This window comes from Boudabousia marimammalium (assembly GCF_001936115.1).
In the GTDB taxonomy this organism is placed as follows: Bacteria; Actinomycetota; Actinomycetes; order Actinomycetales; family Actinomycetaceae; genus Boudabousia; species Boudabousia marimammalium.
In genome coordinates, this window is record NZ_MPDM01000003.1 from 152,227 (window position 1) to 169,963 (window position 17,737).

Below are 17,737 nucleotides of genomic sequence, written 5' to 3' on the forward strand. Positions count from 1 at the left end.
TTAGCGCCGACGAAGCGCAGCATCAAGCGCTGCCCGCATCTCAGGCTCTGGGGCCGGGCAACCCGTCATCAAGGCAAACTGCTGCAGGCCTTGGTATAGCAACATTTCGGTTCCGTGTACGACCGTGGCCCCGGCTTCAGCGAAGGTGCGAGACAGGCATGATGGAGCGTCCGCATATGATGCTTCCATATACACCGCATCAGGACGCGGCTCAAGGCCCTCACAAAGGGAATCTGCAACACCATTCGGGACAGTAGAGAACACTAAGTCTGCCGCCCCGAGGGCGCGCTTAGCGGCTTCGGTCATACGCCAAGGCAAGGGAGTGATACGTACTCCAAGGCGACTTGATGCTTGGCTTACTGTTCCAGGGCCGGAAAGCGACCGTGCGATAACCGTAAGATTTGGGCGGCCAAGTTCCCCCGAGGCAGCAAGCGCTGAGGAAGCTGAGGCACGGCCCCCCAAAATCACCATATTCGAGAAATGAGCGCGCTTAGTCTTCACCCTGATTGCGGTGACAATACCGTAGACATCAGTATTTAAGCCAGTAATGATGCCACCAGCATTGATCACAGTATTGACTGCACCAATCCCTTTAGCCATCGGTTCAATGACATCACAGTACTGCAGAATTTGCTGCTTTAACGGGGTTGTCACGGCAAGACCGTCATAGTAGCTGATTTCCGGCCACTCAGAATCCAAATCCGAAACGTCATGGGTGACGAATTCTGCTTCTATCCCGAGCGCTCGATAGCCAGCTTCATGAATCACCGGTGACAAAGAGTGCGACACCGGATGACCTATGACAGCGTATCGTCTTAACATGATTCTGGGTTACTCTCACAGAACTGCTTTAGCTGATTCTTAGCTTCCTTAAACTGGTCGTATGTATCTACGAAAACAGTTTCACCCGTATTAAGGTTAACGGAAACAAAATACAGCCAGTTACCGGCTTCTGGATTTAAGACAGCCTTGATGGCACCGGTCCCAGGGAAAGCTATCGGCGTCGGCGGAAGACCCGCATGCAGATAAGTGTTATATGGAGAATCAATCTTGAGCTCATCAGCGGTGGGAATCCCGCTAGTACGTCCGGCAGCGTAGGCTACCGTAGAGTCCATCTGTAGCTTGTTTAACACTTCCTTACCGCGTTCAGGATCCAAGCGGTTTTCGATAACCCGTGCGACCTTTGGCAGGTATTTATCAATATTGACCTCGCGCTCCAAAATGGAGGCTTTAATCAGTAGCGCCTGACGCTGCTCTGATGGCACACTGAGGCTATCGAGCTGTTCAATGCGACGCTGAATCATCGACTTGACGAATGACTCAACAGGCTCATCGGGTTTTTGTTGATAGGTGCCAGGCGCTATCCATCCCTCTGCGTTCCCGTTCGCTTCCACGGGAAGGCCAATTGCTTCCGGATTAGCGAAAGCCGCCTGCACTTCAGCTTCAGTGTAACCTCCGCGGGTTTTCAGGCGTTCTTGCAACTGGCTGAGACGGAAACCCTCGGGAATGGTGATACCAACATCTACCCGGTTAGCAGTATCTAGCAGCGCAGCGAGGGCCGCATTTGCACTCATCTTTAGCTTAAGTTCATAGGTGCCTGGCTGGATATTCGTGCCCTCGGGATTCACCGCTAGAACATTAATAAATGCCTGTTTAGTGGCCACCACATCTTTGGCAACAAGGGCGTCGGCGATCTGAGTTCCAGTAGCCCCCTCGGGAATTTCAACCGTCACGGAGGTTGTCCCTGCACCTTCGTAATCGGAGGGTTTCGAGTCTCCGCTAAAAACAAATCGGGTCAATGCATAGTAGACGCCCGCTGCTAAAAGAGCAACCAAAAGCAAGATAACTACAGTTGCAACAGCACTCTTGCCTCGCCTCGGTTTCTTCTTTCCTCCGTCTGGGAGCGCATTGTCTCTGCTGAAAGGTGCGGTCGTCTCAGTTGTTGAGTCGGGTTCACTGGCAGTATGAGTCGGCTCAGCGGCGGATTGCGGGCCGGACTCCGCAGTAGCGTGAAGTGCGGAAGAGCTAAACTCCTGTTCAGGATTTTGTACACTCGAAGATGAAACCGATAGAGCAGGATTCGTCGCAGCTACCTCATACTCTTCAATTACCGGCACGTGAGGGGCCGGCTGTGCGGCAGAGATGCTTGACTCAACCGGCACAGACACCTGTCCACGCTGGGCTGCCTCTTTCTGAGCACGAAGCTCACGACGGGACGGCACATGCGGCCGAGAACTGCCAGTTGATTCACCTGCCACGGCTCATCCTTTCCTTAACCTATGAAAATAGTGTACCCGCTGATTGACCTTGCGCATCTTCTATCGATAGCGCAAAGTCAAGAATCACGGTGGCTGCGGCTTGGTCAATCATCGCTGTCCGGGACGTTCCGCTCACCCCAGCCTCCGCTAGTTGCTGGTGCGCTGATGTCGTGGTGAGACGCTCATCAACCATGCGAATTTCTACTTCGGGGCACCGCTTTCTTAGCTGACGGGCAAACTTCTCCGCCATTGCCACACTCCGCCCGGCGGAACCGTTCAGGTGTAGTGGCTTACCAACGTAGATGATCTCGGGGGCGTACTCTTCGATGTCGGACACAATGTCCGCCCAATGTGACCAGTCACTACGCACCCGATAGGTTCTGGTTGGTAGCGTCACTGAGGTCCCAGAGACGCTACGCGCACCACCAATCCGTGCCTTACCCACATCGAAGGCCATGCGTGAACCAGACGGCATGCTCAGTGTTGCCTCAAGGCCGCGGAAACTGCTTCGCGAGCAATCGACAGAGCGGAAGCATCTTTGATGCCGGCCTGCGCCATATCGGGCTTGCCGCCGCCGCCGCCACCGGCCTGCTTCGCGGCTTCTTTGACCAGATTACCAGCCATCAGATCTTGTTTACGAGCGGCCCCGTTAGTCGCAACAATGAGCATTCCCTTAGCACTCATTTCAGCAGAAAGTGACACTACTAGCGGACGATCGTCATCAAGCTGTTCCCGGATTCGTTGCGCAGCAGTACGCAAAGCATCGCCGCCAGAGATCTCACCAAGGTGAGCGTTCACCAAACGAATCCCATTCACCTCTGAAACACTCTTTGCCAGCTCACCAGCCTTAGCTACAGTGCGTTCAGTTTGTAGCTGGGCCAGCTCCTTCTCAGCGGCTTTCATCCGTGACATCATAGTTTCGATAGCGTCAGGTAGTTCATCTGCCTTACGACCCATCAGAGAGGTCAACTGAGAAACCAGCGCATGCTCTTTGGCCTGATGCGCGTACGCGCCCTCACCTACCAGAGCGTCTAGTCGACGCACACCTGAGCCGATACTAGATTCTCCGAGCAGTGTGATACGTCCAATCGAACCAGTAGTACTCGTATGCGTTCCTGCGCAAAGTTCGCGAGACCAACCATCCCCGATGGTAACAACACGAACGCGCTTGCCATACTTTTCACCGAACAGTGCCATGGCTCCCATGGCTCGTGCCTGATCAATATCCATGACCTGGTCGAAAACTTCAAGGTTCTCCGCCAATCGTTCATTACACCGCTGCTCGATACTGTTAAGCACATCCGGAGAAAGCTGCTTTCCGTGACGGAAATCAAAACGCATCCGTGAAGGCGAATTCTCAGAACCAGCCTGAGTAGCCTGTTCGCCCACAAACTCGTGCAGCGCCTTATGCACCATATGGGTGGAAGTATGCGCCCGAGCAATATCGCGACGACGAATCACGTCAATCTGAGTTTCAACCTGATCCCCTAAAGCGATTTCGCCGGCAGGCACGAACGCGCGGTGCACAATCAGCCCTTTAACTGGCGCCTGTACATCCTTAACTTCAGCCACTACTCCGTGAGCGGTCGTGATAGTACCCTGGTCTGCTAGCTGTCCACCCATCTCGGCCCAGAAAGGAGTCTGGTCAAGAACCAAATCGAATTCTGCCGGTCCGGAAACGACCGTGGCGGGCTGCCCGTTTTGGAGCATTCCCATCACTGTGCCATTCGCCTTAGATTCGGTGTAGCCGAGGAACTGCACCTCACCCCCGACGGCATTTTGCAGGTCGTGGTAAACGCGGGAATCCACATGGCCGGTCTTCTTCGCTACTGCGTCCTTACGAGCACGGTCCTTCTGCTCCTGCATCAGCGAGCGGAAGGCTTCCTCGTCGACTGAAACGCCCTGTTCTGCAGCCATTTCAAGCGTTAAGTCAATGGGGAAACCGTAAGTATCATGGAGAGCGAAGGCGTCCGCACCAGAAAGCACACCCTTGCCGTTGTTGGCGCGGGACTTGGCTTCCTGTACGCGAGTGTCGAGGATGGTCGTACCAGCGGTAAGAGTGCGCAAGAAGCTTTCTTCTTCAGCATATGCGGTGGCCTGAATCGCATCCCAACGGTCGTTCAGCTCAGGATATGAACGAGCCATGACCTCCTTGGAAACCGGAAGCAACTCAGGCAGTACCGCAGTATCAACACCAAGGAGACGCATCGAGCGAACCGCCCGACGAACCAAACGACGAAGGACATAGCCACGGCCATCATTCCCGGGAATAACCCCATCGGAAATCAACATCAGCGAAGAACGCAAATGGTCCGCAATCACACGCATCCGAATGTCGACCAATGGATCGTCATTCTTGCCGTAGGTAAGTCCGGTAAGTTGTTCTGTACGGGAAATCACGGGGAATACCTCATCAATCTCGTACATATTATTTTTGCCCTGCAAAAGTACAGCAAGACGTTCCAAGCCTGCGCCTGTATCAATGCACTTCTTGTCCAGTTCACCTAGCAAAGGATAGTCCTTGCCGGAACCCTCGCCACGCATAAACTGATCAAAAACTAGATTCCAGACCTCAAGGTATCGGTCCCCACCAGGGTCGACGGTGCCGCCGACGGCTTCAGGACCGTACTCGGGACCGCGGTCGTAGTGCCATTCCGCGCAGGGGCCGGCAGGACCGGGCTGTCCGGTATCCCAGAAGTTCTCTTGACGAGGAAGCTTAACAATCTGACGAGGATCAATGCCGATATGTTTGGTCAGGGTGTCGAAAGACTCATGGTCCTCTTCCCAGAGGGTAATCCAGAACCGATCGCCATCAAGTCCGTATCCTCCCTTATCAGTCGGAGAGGTGAGGAGCTCCCACGCGAAATCAATGGCTCCCTCTTTGAAATAATCACCAAAGCTGAAGTTTCCGTTCATTTGGAAGAAAGTGCCATGACGCGTGGTTTTACCAACGTTATCGATGTCGTTCGTGCGAATACATTTCTGCACAGAAGCCACCCTCGGCCACGGCGCCGCCTCTGTACCTACAATGTACGGAATAAAAGGGACCATGCCGGCAATGGTGAAAAGGATGGAAGGATCTGGGGAAATCAATGGAACCGAAGGGGCGATGTGGTGCTCTTTCGACTCGAAAAAGTCCAGCCAACGTTGGCGAATTTCTGATGTGCGCATGGTGAATCCTTAGATCGAAAAAGGGAAGATGGTAAAAGTATTATTTCTTAAGTTCAGAGCCGGTCTCAGCAATAAGTGCTGACCGCAAATCATCTACGCGTCCCTGGTACTGAGACTTCGCGTCCGCGAGCTTGATTTGACGCTTGAGCAGAGACTGAGCGGAGTAAGAGAATGCATTAAGTTTGATCAATGGGGAGCCGACTGATGCAGCTACTAGCGCTGAAATGGCGGAAATATCTTGGGCCGTGTGGCTAGCCGAAGTCGTGACCACATCAATTTTCTCAATTTGCTCGGTGGCTGCCTGCAGTGTGGTGGTCGCCTCACGCACAGTCGCGTCCGCAGAGGCAGTTAGTCGTACTACAGACTCTGAAGTATGTCTAAAAGTTCGCCCTAACTGGTACAGAGGGTAGGCCAAAGCCAGAACCAAAATAACGAATGCAATTGCTGCAATCATGGATGCGATATCGGTCCAGGTCATGGTTTCTCCTTAGTATTAGTGAATCGAGAACAATTATATATCAATCGACCCCGAGGCAGAGCACCTCGGGGTCGATTATGAAAGTCACACAGACAAATTAGCGTGAGTAGTATTCAACAACCATCTGCACGTCACAAGTGATCGGAACCTCGTCACGCTTGGGACGACGAAGCAGGGAGAAGGTCAACTTCTCAAGGTTCACGTCAAGGTAATCAGGCACTGCGGGGAGCACGTCACGGTGTTCACCAGCGGCAGCAATCTGGAAAGGAACCATGGTCTGAGACTTGGGCTTAACCATGACAACCTGGCCCGGCTTGATGCGGTATGAGGGGCGGTCGACGATGTGTCCATCGACGAGGATGTGACGGTGCACAACTGCCTGACGGGCCTGAGCAGAGGTGCGAGCGAAGCCTGCACGCAATACCAAAGCATCCAAACGCATTTCAAGGAGCTCAACCAAGTTCTCACCGGTCAAACCCTCGGTACGACGAGCTTCTTCGAAGACGCGCACTAGCTGTGCTTCACGAATATTGTACTGAGCGCGTAGACGTTGCTTTTCCTTCAGACGAATAGCGTAATCAGATTCGCTACGCTTGCGTGCACGGCCGTGCTCACCAGGACCGTAAGGACGCTTTTCAAAGTAGCGAACAGCCTTCGGTGTCAACGGGATACCGAGGGCGCGGGAGAGTCGAACCTGTCGACGGGTGCGGCTAATTGCCATAATAATTTGTACCTTCCTGTACGAATCGTAATCGTTCATTCACGACTGTGAATGGGATCAGCCTCATTCGGGCTAAGACCCCAGGTGTGTCTGGGCAGTAATCTACCCAAGCACCCAGCTATTCTAATCTACTTCACGTAGTTGTCGCACCCTCTGCATGCGTTGCGTGACATGTTTCTCAAATCCTCGTTGAGTCGGCTGATAGTACTCGGCATCAGATATCTCTTCTGGAAGGTATGTCTGCGGCGCTACGGCATGAGGATAGTCATGGGCATACAGATACGGGGTTCCATCTTTGCTATCTCTTGGCCGGTGAGTATCTCGCAAATATTCGGGAATCGGCGGAACCTTACCAGAATGAACATCTTCAAGTGCTCGATTAATAGCCAAATAAGCCGCGTTCGATTTGGGTGCAACCGCAACAGCGATCGCGGCTTCAGCCAAGATTATTCGCGCTTCAGGCATCCCCACGATAGCAACGGCCTGTGCCGCAGCTGTGGCAGTATTCAACACACTGGGGTCCGCCAAACCAACTTCCTCGGCAGCTGCAATCATAATCCGGCGCGCAATAAATCTAGGGTCCTCCCCCGCTGCAATCATGCGGGCCAAATAGTGCACTGCGGCTTGCGGGTCTGATCCTCGCATCGACTTAATAAAGGCGGAAATCACATCGTAATGTTGGTCGATATCGTAACGCAGCGCGGCACTAGCTGTGACCGTTTCCAACAACTCTAACGAGAGAGGAGCTCCTTGATCCTTCGCCGTATTGGCTGCCGCCTCTAAGATGGTCAAGGCTTTTCTGGCATCCCCTCCGGCCAGCGTAGCAATTTGTGTAATCACAGCTAGGGATACCTCTACCTGCCCAGCAAGACCACGAGAATCCTCAACAGCGCGCAACAGCAAACTCTGAATGTCAGTCTGCGTCAGCGACTCTAATGTCACCATAATAGAGCGAGAAAGCAAAGGGGAGATCACAGAGAAGACTGGATTTTCTGTAGTGGCAGCGATCAAGATGACCCATCGATTCTCGACTGCTGGTAAGAGTGCATCTTGTTGAGCCTTGGAGAAACGGTGAATTTCATCGATGAATAACACTGTCGCCTTACTATGGGATACGAGGGCTCGTTTCGCGTCTGCCACGACTGCTCTAATATCCTTAACGCCCGCCGATACGGCACTTAGCTCTACAAAATTCCATTGGCGCGAGGCGGCAACTAGATATGCGAGGGTTGTCTTACCCGTGCCCGGAGGTCCCCACAGGATAACGGAGCTGGGCGACTCAAATCCTTCCCGAGGATGGACCAATTGGTACAACGGAGTGCCTGATTTAATCGCAGATGATTGCCCAACCACCTCTTCTAGAGTGGTGGGCCGCATCCGGACAGCGAGCGGGGCATGCAGATTCTCAGGCGTGCCATCGGCCTTCTCTAATTGGTTCTCAAATAAGTCCACTCCCACAGTTTAGCCTTCTATTCTCAACTTGGCTGTTGGGTAATCCCGAAGAGAGCACAGACAATTAATGGCACAATAGGTGATGTGAAGAAGATGTTTTTGACCCGACTATACGAAAAGCATCGTATGCTTACTGCTTTGTTTTTCGTACTTGCCACCGCGATGATTCTGACCTTATCAACCGGTTTGGGACTTGGTAACTTGGTGTCGCGAACGGTTCCGGCTGCAGAAAAGGCGCAAACTGCGCAGGTGCACAGGGCTGAAGCGATGCTCGCTGAAACTGGCGAGTCTGACAACTTGACTGCTTTGCTGGTTGAAGGCATCGCGATTGATGAGACCGAGGTCGCCGCCCGTGTCGGGGAGCTCTATGCTGGCTTCCGCTCGGACCTCGAACAGAAGCTGGCGCTACAACCTCGGGTGGAGCTTTTAGACCCATTCTTGTTCGATCAAGACTCAAGTGACTCTTTAAGTAATCCTTTGATTGGAAACCGCGGTCGCTCCTTTATCATCTTGATTGCACCTACCAATGACCATACCCCAGCCGAGTTGGAAGCCATCGACATAATGGTGGAGTCCACCCTGAATCACTTTATTCAGAAGTTGAAACAAGCATTTCCTGAAGTCAGGGTCTCATTGAGTTCTGATTCTCATGCCAATGAGGTGGCTCAGGCGAACACTCTTCGGGCAACTAGTGCGATTGTGCTCTTGGCCTGGCTACTATCTATCATGGGCTTCTATATTTCAACCCGCCGACCTGCCGCAGCTTTAGCCGGTTCGCTCTCAGTAATTGCTGCCGGATTATCCGGTCTATTTGTTTCTTGGGTCGGCACTTTCATAGTTTCCTATCCGGTACATTTGGTTCCTGTAGTCGCTCTTGGGTCGACTACTTTAGGGATTATTATCACCGCTATTGTCCACACTGTAGACTCCCATCGACTACATCGCGCGGGACGCCTCGGGAAGGCCCTTTTAGTTCCGCTTTCCGAAAGAATGGAAGACCTCGAAGAGGAAAGAGTTTCGCAGTTTGCTAAACGAGTACGGGCTTCCCGTCTGATTATGCTCGTGAGTTTTTTGGTTCCAGCAGTAACTTTCCTGCTTGCTTTCGCGGTTCCTCTTCTGCATGTGCGGATCTTCGCTCTCACCATGCTGGCAACCACCGCTTTGATTTGGCATCTCGCAGTGCTCTTAACCCCTGGCGTGCAACTCACTCTCGAGCATTATTTCTCCTCTCATGCCGATGTTGACCGTCCCACTGGAGTGCTCTCAAAAATCGAAATCGCGAAAGCGGGCGGCAAACCAACGCTTAGTTGGTTTGAGAGGGCTGAACAGTACCTCAACGTCACATACTTAGATACCGCATTTTCTAAGAATATGGGAGCTCCAGCTATAGCAGCCATCATTCTGCTGTTGACATGTCTACCTTGGGCTCTGCTCTCTCCAAAAGCTTCCTCTTCAGCTGAGCTGTCGAATGCAACCGATATTGTGCACTTTCAGTCCGTAGCCCAAGAGAATTATCCTTCCTTGAGCTCTCCCGCATTTTCTGTAGTTGCTAAGAGCTCCCCCTCGCAGCTACAACACTGGGCTGACCAGGTTGCCTCCAAGAGCAGCTTGCTCAAATTAGTTTCTTCCGCTATTACGGTAGGGAATGAAAAATTCGCTACCGTTGACTTCGATTTTCAAGTCGCAAATCCCACCTACACAGAGCAAAGCGAAGCCTTTAAAGACTTGGCGGAAGAAGAGAGCGAAGTTGAACACGCTGTCTATTCTGAAACTAGCCGGAATATACAGGTAATTGATGCCACCATAGAAAGCCTAGTCTGGCTAATACCCTTGATGGTGCTCGTTGCGGCCCTTGCCCTCTATCTCCTGTTCGGAAACCTCCTGATGACCACAATCCAGCTGGTCACAGGGCTTTTAATGTCTGCTGCCAGCATCGGCTTGGCCATCCTGATTTCAAGCTCTGGTTTCTTAACACTTCTGCCAGGCGTTGGATTCAATGTGAAGCTGGATGTCACCGGTCTAGTGATTGGCAGTTTCCTCTCTGTAGTCGTAATCGCCGTTGTCCTGCTAGAACCCCATGTGATGAGTCGCCCCGCCACTTCAAGAGCAGTTTGGCTAGTGGTTGGTGCTGGCGGAATCGTAGCCCTATTTAGCGGCCAGCTAGTCGCTGCGACAATTGGTCTGCTCCTGATTAATACGATTATCGTGACCATGCTGGGCACACTTTTGATTATTCCGCAGATGCTGTTCCTCGCTTCGAAACCAGATAGCAAGCTACGAGCACGCAACTCGCAGATTTCAAAACTACATTCACATACCCGCACCTATCTGCACCGACTGTTCGACGCTGCACCGTATAGAGAACACAGGCAAAACTCCGATGTCAACGCGGAGCAAATACCCGTCAAGGCTACTGATACTCCCCCACCGGCTGAAAATGACGGATTGTCCCCGACAGAAAAATCTCGGCAGATGCTCAGTCGTGTCCGTCATCGCCGAAGGCGCAATCTAACTGCAGAAAATGCGCAACCACAATCCGATTAGGCGGAAACTGCAGCTGAATCAGAAGAGTATTAGTTCTCAAAAAGCTGGTAGTCTCCCGCTCCCTTACGGGTAATACTGGGCGGCGTGACAGTCATATCAATTACGCTAGTTGGTTCGGTCGAACTAACGGGGCCATCTACCACTGCGTCCAAAAGATGACCCAGTTCGTCCTGGACTTTCCACCCTTCCGATTCAGGTTGATCGTTTCCGGGAAGAATCAAAGAAGACGACATAATGGGCTCACCCATTGCTTCCACAATGGCAAGCGCAATCGTATGCTTAGGAATTCTCACGCCAACAGTTTTCTTCTTTGGGTTTAGCATCACTCGAGGAATCTCCTTTCGTCCTTCAACGATAAAGGTGTAAGGCCCTGGGGTTAGATGCTTGATAGTTCTAAAGGCAGAATTGTCAATCCAAACGAGCTGTCCCAACTGCGCAAACTCGGCGCAAACCAGGGTGAAGTCGTGCTTATCTCCCACTTGGCGAATGGCCCTGATCCGGTCCAAACCTGTCTTATTCCCCAAGGCACATGCTAACGCATATCCCGAGTCAGTTGGATAAGCAATCAGCCCATCCGATTTCAGAATCTGAACAATCCGATCAAGGAGCCTGGGTTGCGGGTTATCTGGATGCAATTCAATAAAACTAGACATACCCCCATTGTGCCGCAGGACACATTCAATGTCTAGCACTTTGACCTACCCATATGCAAGAGTGGCGACCAGCTCAAAGCTGGTCGCCACTCTAACTACTACAGAAATCCTACTCTTCGTCTTCGTTAGGGACGAAATCGACTCCGGCTTCCTTACGCTGCTCATCCGTAATCGGGGCGGGAGCATCCGTCAAAGGATCCCAACCTGCACCAATCTTCGGGAAAGCAATCACGTCACGGATTGAAGGAGCTTTAGTCAGCAAGCTAACCACCCGGTCCCAACCGAAGGCGATGCCGCCGTGAGGGGGTGCACCAAACTTAAACGCATCAAGGAGGAACCCAAACTTTTCTTGAGCCTCTTCCTCACCAATCCCCATCACTTTGAAGACCCGCTCCTGCACGTCACGACGGTGAATACGGATAGAACCGCCACCAATCTCGTTACCGTTGCACACGATATCGTATGCGTAGGCAAGAGCGTTACCGGGATCTTCTTCGAAACGATCAATCCACTCCGGAGTCGGAGAAGTAAAGGCATGGTGAACCGCCGTCCAAGCTGAGTTACCCAGTGCGACGTCGCCTTCTTCCTCGGCCTCGTTGGTGGACTTGAACAAAGGTGCGTCCACGACCCAGACGAAAGACCATGCGTCCTCGTCAATCAGATTGCAACGACGACCAATCTCAAGACGCGCAGCGCCGAGGAGGTCACGGCTCGGCTGCGGCTTACCAGCAGCAAAGAAAATGCAATCGCCAGGCTGAGCGCCGGTAGCGGCGGCAAGACCGGACTTCTCTTCCTCGGAAATATTCTTCGCAACCGGACCACCCAAGGTGCCATCCTCGGCAATGGTGACATAGGCAAGGCCACGCGCCCCTCGAGCCTTGGCCCACTCCTGCCACTTATCAAAAGTACGACGAGGCTGGGAAGCACCACCGGGCATCACCACAGCGCCAACATAATCATTTTGGAACACGCGGAAAGGCGTATTTACGAAAAACTCAGTCAAGTCAACAAGCTTCAAATCAAAGCGCAAATCGGGCTTATCTGAACCATACTGCTCCATCGCGTCGCGATAGGTCATGCGCGGAATCGGAAGCGGAATCTGGTAGTCAATCTCATTCCACATGGCGGCCAAAACTTTTTCCGCCAAGCCGATAACATCCTCTTGATCTACGAAAGACATCTCAATGTCAAGCTGCGTGAACTCAGGCTGCCTATCTGCACGGAAATCCTCATCACGGTAGCAACGAGCAATCTGATAGTAACGTTCCATACCGCCCACCATCAGCAACTGCTTAAACAGCTGCGGGGATTGCGGGAGCGCGTACCAAGAACCCGGGTTCAAGCGAGCCGGCACCAAAAAGTCACGTGCACCCTCAGGGGTAGAACGGGTCAGGGTGGGGGTCTCAACCTCGCAGAAATCCTCAGCGTCCAAAACCTCACGGGTGGCGCGACCAATCGCCGACCGTAAACGTAACGCATGCTGCATGGAGGAACGCCGCAAATCTAGGTAGCGGTAGCGTAAACGTGCCTCTTCGCCTACCTTGCCAGAATCCTCGGCGTTATCAGAAACCTGGAACGGGAGTGCTGCCGCCTTATTTAAAATCTCCACTTCAGAGGCGATAATCTCAATCTCACCGGTAGGGAGATTCGGGTTCTCATTACCGTCCGGACGACGCTCAACAGTACCTACAACCTTGAGGACAAACTCGGCACGCAAATCATGCGCCCCATCCTCTTCACGAATAACCACCTGAGCGATGCCGGAAGCATCCCGAAGATCAATAAACGCTACTCCACCGTGATCGCGTCGACGATCCAGCCAGCCAGTCAATGTTACTTCTTCGCCAATATTGGCAGCGGATAACGATCCGCAATGATGTGTACGAAGCACTCCATATTCCTTTCTATTGTCGCACCGCGAAACGAGCGGGCGCAAAGTTCATTCTAAACCCATCCGAAAACTTTCACAGCGCAAGCCCAACTAAGCTAAAATTGTGTGTTACACCCCATCAACGGATTGCCTCGGCTATTCGTTGGACTTTTCTCCTATTTTCCGTGCACAATAAGGCCAATGTCGAAAGAAACCACCTATCAACCGAGACTGGCGATTTTCCTGCTAGTTGGAGCCAGTATCTCCATTTGCTTTGCAGGTTTCGCCACCCTCGGTGTGACCACGATTCTGCCTTCCATTGCACGCAGTCTTCACGGTGAGGTCATGTACCCACTGGCGAATGGTATGGCCTTGGCCGGACAACTATTAGCCACCGCAGTCGCCGGAGCGTGGTGCGATGCCCGTGGCGCCTTGAAACCACTACTACTGGGTTTGGTCACTTTCGTACTGGGACTGTTGATCTGCGCTATTTCGCCTACCATGCTGGTCTTTATCATCGGCAGAACCCTACAGGGACTCGGCGGCGGCTTCTTGATGGTGTGCATGTACGTTCTGGTGGGAGCATTAGTCTCCCCACACCAGCGTCCTTTCTTCTTTGGCGTATTTGCCGGCGCGTGGGTTGTACCCGCACTGGTTGGGCCCTATATCGCGGGCGTAATCGACGGCTACTTCGGCTGGAGGGCGGTTTTCTATATTCTGATTCCCGCAATCTTGTTGGCAGCCGCAATCTTGCTTCCGCTCCTAAGGCACGTGCCCAGAATGAATCAGGCGCTCACCATGCGCGCAAAGCGAACCATCAAGGCCGCCACTATCGCTTTCCTTTCGCTCACTGTGGCGCAGCTGGGATTCACCCTACCGATTTCTGGCGGAATGATCCTGGCCCTAGTCGCCCTGACTGTGCTGGTAGCTTCAATTCACCGTCTCTTCCCGGAAGGTACTTTACGTCTGCGCAAGGGGATTCCCTCAATGGTTGCTTCCCGCGGTTTAATCAACGCGGGCTACGTCGCGACGGAGACTTTCATTCCGCTGATGTTAACTCAGGCTCACGGATGGTCAGTGAGGGATGCTGCCCTAGTGATTTCGGCTGGTTCTATCACTTGGGCGCTTGGCGCAGTTGTGCAGTCGAAGATCCAAAATGATAACCATCGCAGACATCTGCCCACTCTAGGAGGCATCCTTGCTGCGGCTGGTGGCCTAGCTACAGCAGCGGCGGCGTTCCCCATGGTTACACCATATATTTCTGTAGTCGGCTGGTGTATTAGTGCTTTTGGTGTGGGCCTGTCCTATCCAGCTCTTTCTGTCCTCGCCCTCGGCGCTGCACCGCCCGAGAAACACGGCTATATCTCTTCGAGTTTACAGCTGGCCGACAGCTTAGGCGGAGCGGCAGCGCTAACTATCATCACCTCCGCCTTTGCTTTCTTAGCCCATATGCCAGCCCCCGGTCCTTTGCTTCCTGCCATGTTGCTGGCAGTCTTGTTGGGGGCTCTAGCGGCCTGGGCGGGCAAGCGAATTGGTGCTCTTAAGGTTGTTTAACAACTGTTAGCTTCGTCCCTTAATCCGGCAACTTCATAGCTTTTACCGCCACTTTCTAGGATTTTCAAACTTCGGGTGAGCGATACCACGCGCGTTTATATTCACGTTCTGCCGCTACCCCTATAGGCTGAGTAGGTGGTGCGTTGTTTGTGCACCTGTTATTTATCTTCAACGATTGGTTATTTTTTGTCTGATACAACCTTTGCTGACTTGAACCTGCCTGCCGATATTCTGCAAGCCGTTCAAGACATGGGTTTCGTAACTCCCACCCCGATTCAAGAACAAGCGATCCCGCATTTGCTGGACAAACATGATGTTGTCGGCGTGGCACAAACCGGCACCGGTAAGACCGCTGCTTTTGGTTTACCTCTTCTCGCTCTCGTAGAACCGCACGCAGGTGTACAAGCCTTGGTTCTCGCACCCACCCGCGAGCTCGCTCTGCAAACCGCAGAGTCTATTGAACAATTCGCAAACCGTAGCCGCGGTGTTAACACGCTGGCAGTTTACGGAGGATCGCCCTATGGTCCGCAACTTGGTGCCTTGAAAAAAGGTGTCGAGGTTGTTGTCGGAACGCCAGGTCGCGTGATTGATCTGATTAAGCGCGGTGCGCTAGATCTGTCTACCATCCGTATGTTTGTCTTGGATGAAGCAGACGAGATGCTTCGCATGGGCTTTGCTGAGGATGTGGAGACGATCGCCTCATCGGTTCCTGATGATCGCGTCACGGCACTGTTTTCTGCAACTATGCCAGCAGCCATCGCTAAGGTCGCCGAAAAGCACTTAAGCAATCCGGTTAATGTCAGTGTCTCACGTCAGTCATCTACGACTACCACAGTTCATCAAACCTACGCAGTGGTTCCTTTCAAGCACAAGATTGGTGCGCTCTCTCGGGTACTAGCTACCCGCGCAGCAGACGCAGTCTTGGTGTTCGTGCGTACCCGTGCAGATGCCGAAGAGGTCAGCATCGATTTAACCGCCCGTGGTTTCCGCACCGCTGGCATTTCTGGCGATGTTGCTCAGCGCGAACGTGAGCGCATTGTGGAGCGCCTAAAGGATGGCTCTCTCGATGTGCTAGTGGCTACTGATGTAGCTGCTCGTGGTCTAGATGTTGACAGGATTGGTCTGGTCGTAAACTTCGATGTTCCCCGCGAAGACGAAGCATATGTGCACCGGATTGGCCGTACCGGCCGCGCCGGCAGGTCGGGCACCGCGCTGACTTTCTTTACTCCGCGTGAATCTGGCCGTAAGCGCAAGATTGAGAAGCTAACCGGCGTGCCTTTGGAAGAAGTCGCCATTCCGACTCCAGTAGAGGTAAGCAATTTCCGTGCCCGCCGCATGTTGGATTCATTGAGTGGGCGTATTGAGGCAGGTCGTTTAGATCTTTACTTCGATCTCCTGCACGATCTCACTACTACAACCGATATTGATATCTACGATATTGCAGCGGCATTGCTAGCTAAGTCGGTCGGAGACGAGGGCCCACAGCAACAAGCCGACACCCGCGGCAAGGGGCGAATCCGTCGCGAAGAGCTGGTAGATGATGAAGGTAACTTCGTTGCCGCACGTTTTGAGCCGGGTCGCGATGAACCCCGGAAGGCTGCCCGTCACGGTGGCCGTAGGGATGTTCGTACCGTACACAGCCCGGGTCAGATGCGCCGCTACCGTGTCGAGGTTGGACACCGCGACGGCGTGCGTCCTGGTGCGATTGTTGGCGCAATCACGAACGAGGGTGGCGTCGATGGACGTGACCTCGGCAAGATTGATATCTTCCCGTCCTTCTCTCTAGTGGAGATTTCTGGCAGCCTCGACGAGGAAGCTTCGTCGAGGATTGCCCACGCGACCGTTTCGGGTCGTCAGCTTCGCATCTCTGAAGACCATGGCCCTAAGGGCGGTAGTGAGCGTGGAGATCGCAGAGGAGACGACCGTGGCGGTTTCAAGCGCAGCGGTTTCCAGGGCGGTCGCAAAGAACGCTCCGGCCGTGGCGACAAAGGTGGCCGCAAAGGTAGTTTCAAACGTCGTAAGTTCTAATCTATAGATAGTTCTTATCTGGGTGCCCGTATTCCCTTTGGTGGATACGGGCACTATCTTTTTATAAGGCCCGAGGATGGCTTTCTACATAGACATCACGGAGCGTATTAGCAGTCAGCTTAGTATAGATTTGCGTGGTGTTAACGGAGGCGTGACCCAAAAGTTCTTGTACCACGCGCACATCGGCTCCCCCCTCTAACAGATGAGTCGCGAAAGAATGTCGCAGCGTGTGTGGGGATACGGACACGGGGAGCTCAGCCCGATCGGCTGCGACTTGTAGAATCTCCCATGCACTTTGTCTACTGAGAGCTTTACCTCGCTTATTCACAAATAGTCTGGAAGTACCCTCGCCTTTTTGCACAAGCGACGGGCGACACCGAACTAGATACTGTTGTAGCGCAGCTGTGGCCGGGCCACCAATCGGAACCAACCGCTGTTTGTTTCCTTTTCCGGTGACTGTGACGAAAGTGAGGTCTGAACTAGTATCGATGTCATCCACGTGTAGCTGCACCAACTCAGACACCCTCGCCCCCGTGCTGTAAGCCAACTCGAGGAACGCACGATCTCGCAAAGCCACTTTCGGGTCACCCTCTGAGGCCGCCGCTAGTAGCAACTCGACTTGTTCGATAGTTAAAGCTTTCGGCAATCGCGGTTGTTGTGCCCGGGTAGGGACTTCCGCGGCGGGGTTATTGGTGGCGTACCCCTCTTGTACCGCAAAGCTGTATAGTCCACGAATCGATGCCAATACGCGTGAAATTGAGGTGGGCGCCAGTGCCTGCTCTCCCCTGCCAAGACTGGCTACGAATTCCCCCACTTTTACCGCAGTGACCTCATTAAGATCGGTTATATTCTGACTTTGTAGCCAGGCAGCATAGCGAGTGCAGTCTCGTTGATAAGCTTCCACAGTATGCTTAGACGCGCCGCGTTCTACGGCCATGTGGCTAATGAACTGCCGGATTGTGGACTCAATCTTCATGACATCGAGTGTAGTTGTTCGCGCCCAAGAGC

13 protein-coding genes are annotated in these 17,737 nt (G+C 53.1%); 3 read left to right on the forward strand and 10 right to left on the reverse strand.

Features of this window, described 5'->3' with window-relative positions; genetic code table 11:
• The 7 genes from BM477_RS03755 to BM477_RS03785 all read right to left on the reverse strand — a co-directional run bounded on the left by BM477_RS03755 (position 1) and on the right by BM477_RS03785 (position 8,080).
• Positions 1 to 822 (reverse strand): shikimate dehydrogenase family protein, encoded by an 822-nt coding sequence (locus BM477_RS03755; protein ID WP_075361336.1) that lies wholly within the window; start codon positions 820 to 822, stop codon positions 1 to 3.
• Positions 816 to 2,258 carry an endolytic transglycosylase MltG gene (gene mltG / locus BM477_RS03760; protein ID WP_084543691.1) on the reverse strand — a complete coding sequence of 481 codons (1,443 nt, stop codon included), beginning with the start codon at positions 2,256 to 2,258 and terminating at the stop codon, positions 816 to 818. Before mltG ends, BM477_RS03755 begins: the two co-directional genes overlap by 7 nt.
• Positions 2,259 to 2,277: 19 nt before the next feature.
• Positions 2,278 to 2,733, reverse strand: a complete 456-nt coding sequence (gene ruvX, locus BM477_RS03765) for a Holliday junction resolvase RuvX (protein WP_075361337.1) — start codon at positions 2,731 to 2,733, stop codon at positions 2,278 to 2,280.
• 2 nt (positions 2,734 to 2,735) lie between these two features.
• Complete coding sequence (gene alaS / locus BM477_RS03770) at positions 2,736 to 5,429, reverse strand: alanine--tRNA ligase (protein ID WP_075361338.1); 2,694 nt, start codon at positions 5,427 to 5,429, stop codon at positions 2,736 to 2,738.
• 40 nt (positions 5,430 to 5,469) lie between these two features.
• Positions 5,470 to 5,907, reverse strand: coding sequence for a DUF948 domain-containing protein (locus BM477_RS03775; RefSeq protein WP_075361339.1), 438 nt, complete (start codon positions 5,905 to 5,907; stop codon positions 5,470 to 5,472).
• A gap of 97 nt (positions 5,908 to 6,004) precedes the next feature.
• Positions 6,005 to 6,628: a 30S ribosomal protein S4 gene (gene rpsD, locus BM477_RS03780; RefSeq protein ID WP_075361340.1), complete on the reverse strand. Its 624-nt coding sequence runs from the start codon at positions 6,626 to 6,628 to the stop codon at positions 6,005 to 6,007.
• 123 nt (positions 6,629 to 6,751) lie between these two features.
• Entirely contained in the window at positions 6,752 to 8,080 is a 1,329-nt protein-coding gene (locus BM477_RS03785) for a replication-associated recombination protein A (protein ID WP_075361427.1), read from the reverse strand.
• A gap of 84 nt (positions 8,081 to 8,164) precedes the next feature.
• Here BM477_RS03785 and BM477_RS03790 point away from each other — a divergent pair, with 84 nt between their 5' ends.
• Positions 8,165 to 10,624 (forward strand): hypothetical protein, encoded by a 2,460-nt coding sequence (locus tag BM477_RS03790; protein ID WP_143230194.1) that lies wholly within the window; start codon positions 8,165 to 8,167, stop codon positions 10,622 to 10,624.
• 29 nt (positions 10,625 to 10,653) lie between these two features.
• Here BM477_RS03790 and BM477_RS03795 read toward each other — a convergent pair whose 3' ends face one another.
• The gene (locus tag BM477_RS03795; protein ID WP_075361342.1) at positions 10,654 to 11,277 is read right to left on the reverse strand and encodes an L-threonylcarbamoyladenylate synthase; all 624 of its coding nucleotides are present in this window, start codon (positions 11,275 to 11,277) and stop codon (positions 10,654 to 10,656) included.
• 109 nt (positions 11,278 to 11,386) lie between these two features.
• The gene (gene aspS / locus BM477_RS03800; RefSeq protein WP_075361343.1) at positions 11,387 to 13,168 is read right to left on the reverse strand and encodes an aspartate--tRNA ligase; all 1,782 of its coding nucleotides are present in this window, start codon (positions 13,166 to 13,168) and stop codon (positions 11,387 to 11,389) included.
• Between the two features lie 180 nt (positions 13,169 to 13,348).
• Here aspS and BM477_RS03805 point away from each other — a divergent pair, with 180 nt between their 5' ends.
• Entirely contained in the window at positions 13,349 to 14,701 is a 1,353-nt protein-coding gene (locus BM477_RS03805) for an MFS transporter (RefSeq protein WP_075361344.1), read from the forward strand.
• A gap of 186 nt (positions 14,702 to 14,887) precedes the next feature.
• Positions 14,888 to 16,729 (forward strand): DEAD/DEAH box helicase, encoded by a 1,842-nt coding sequence (locus BM477_RS03810; RefSeq protein WP_075361428.1) that lies wholly within the window; start codon positions 14,888 to 14,890, stop codon positions 16,727 to 16,729.
• A gap of 61 nt (positions 16,730 to 16,790) precedes the next feature.
• Here the strand turns inward: BM477_RS03810 and xerD are convergent, their stop codons facing one another.
• Positions 16,791 to 17,705: a site-specific tyrosine recombinase XerD gene (gene xerD / locus BM477_RS03815; protein ID WP_075361345.1), complete on the reverse strand. Its 915-nt coding sequence runs from the start codon at positions 17,703 to 17,705 to the stop codon at positions 16,791 to 16,793.
• Positions 17,706 to 17,737: the final 32 nt, after the last annotated feature.

Excerpts from the sequence above, each read along its gene's own strand:
- BM477_RS03775 (WP_075361339.1), bottom strand. The coding sequence starts at position 5,907 with ATGACCTGGACCGATATCGCATCCATGATTGCAGCAATTGCATTCGTT.
- BM477_RS03795 (WP_075361342.1), bottom strand. The coding sequence starts at position 11,277 with ATGTCTAGTTTTATTGAATTGCATCCAGATAACCCGCAACCCAGGCTC.
- rpsD (WP_075361340.1), bottom strand. The coding sequence starts at position 6,628 with ATGGCAATTAGCCGCACCCGTCGACAGGTTCGACTCTCCCGCGCCCTC.
- BM477_RS03805 (WP_075361344.1), top strand. The coding sequence starts at position 13,349 with ATGTCGAAAGAAACCACCTATCAACCGAGACTGGCGATTTTCCTGCTA.
- BM477_RS03755 (WP_075361336.1), bottom strand. The coding sequence starts at position 822 with ATGTTAAGACGATACGCTGTCATAGGTCATCCGGTGTCGCACTCTTTG.
- alaS (WP_075361338.1), bottom strand. The coding sequence starts at position 5,429 with ATGCGCACATCAGAAATTCGCCAACGTTGGCTGGACTTTTTCGAGTCG.
- xerD (WP_075361345.1), bottom strand. The coding sequence starts at position 17,705 with ATGAAGATTGAGTCCACAATCCGGCAGTTCATTAGCCACATGGCCGTA.
- ruvX (WP_075361337.1), bottom strand. The coding sequence starts at position 2,733 with ATGCCGTCTGGTTCACGCATGGCCTTCGATGTGGGTAAGGCACGGATT.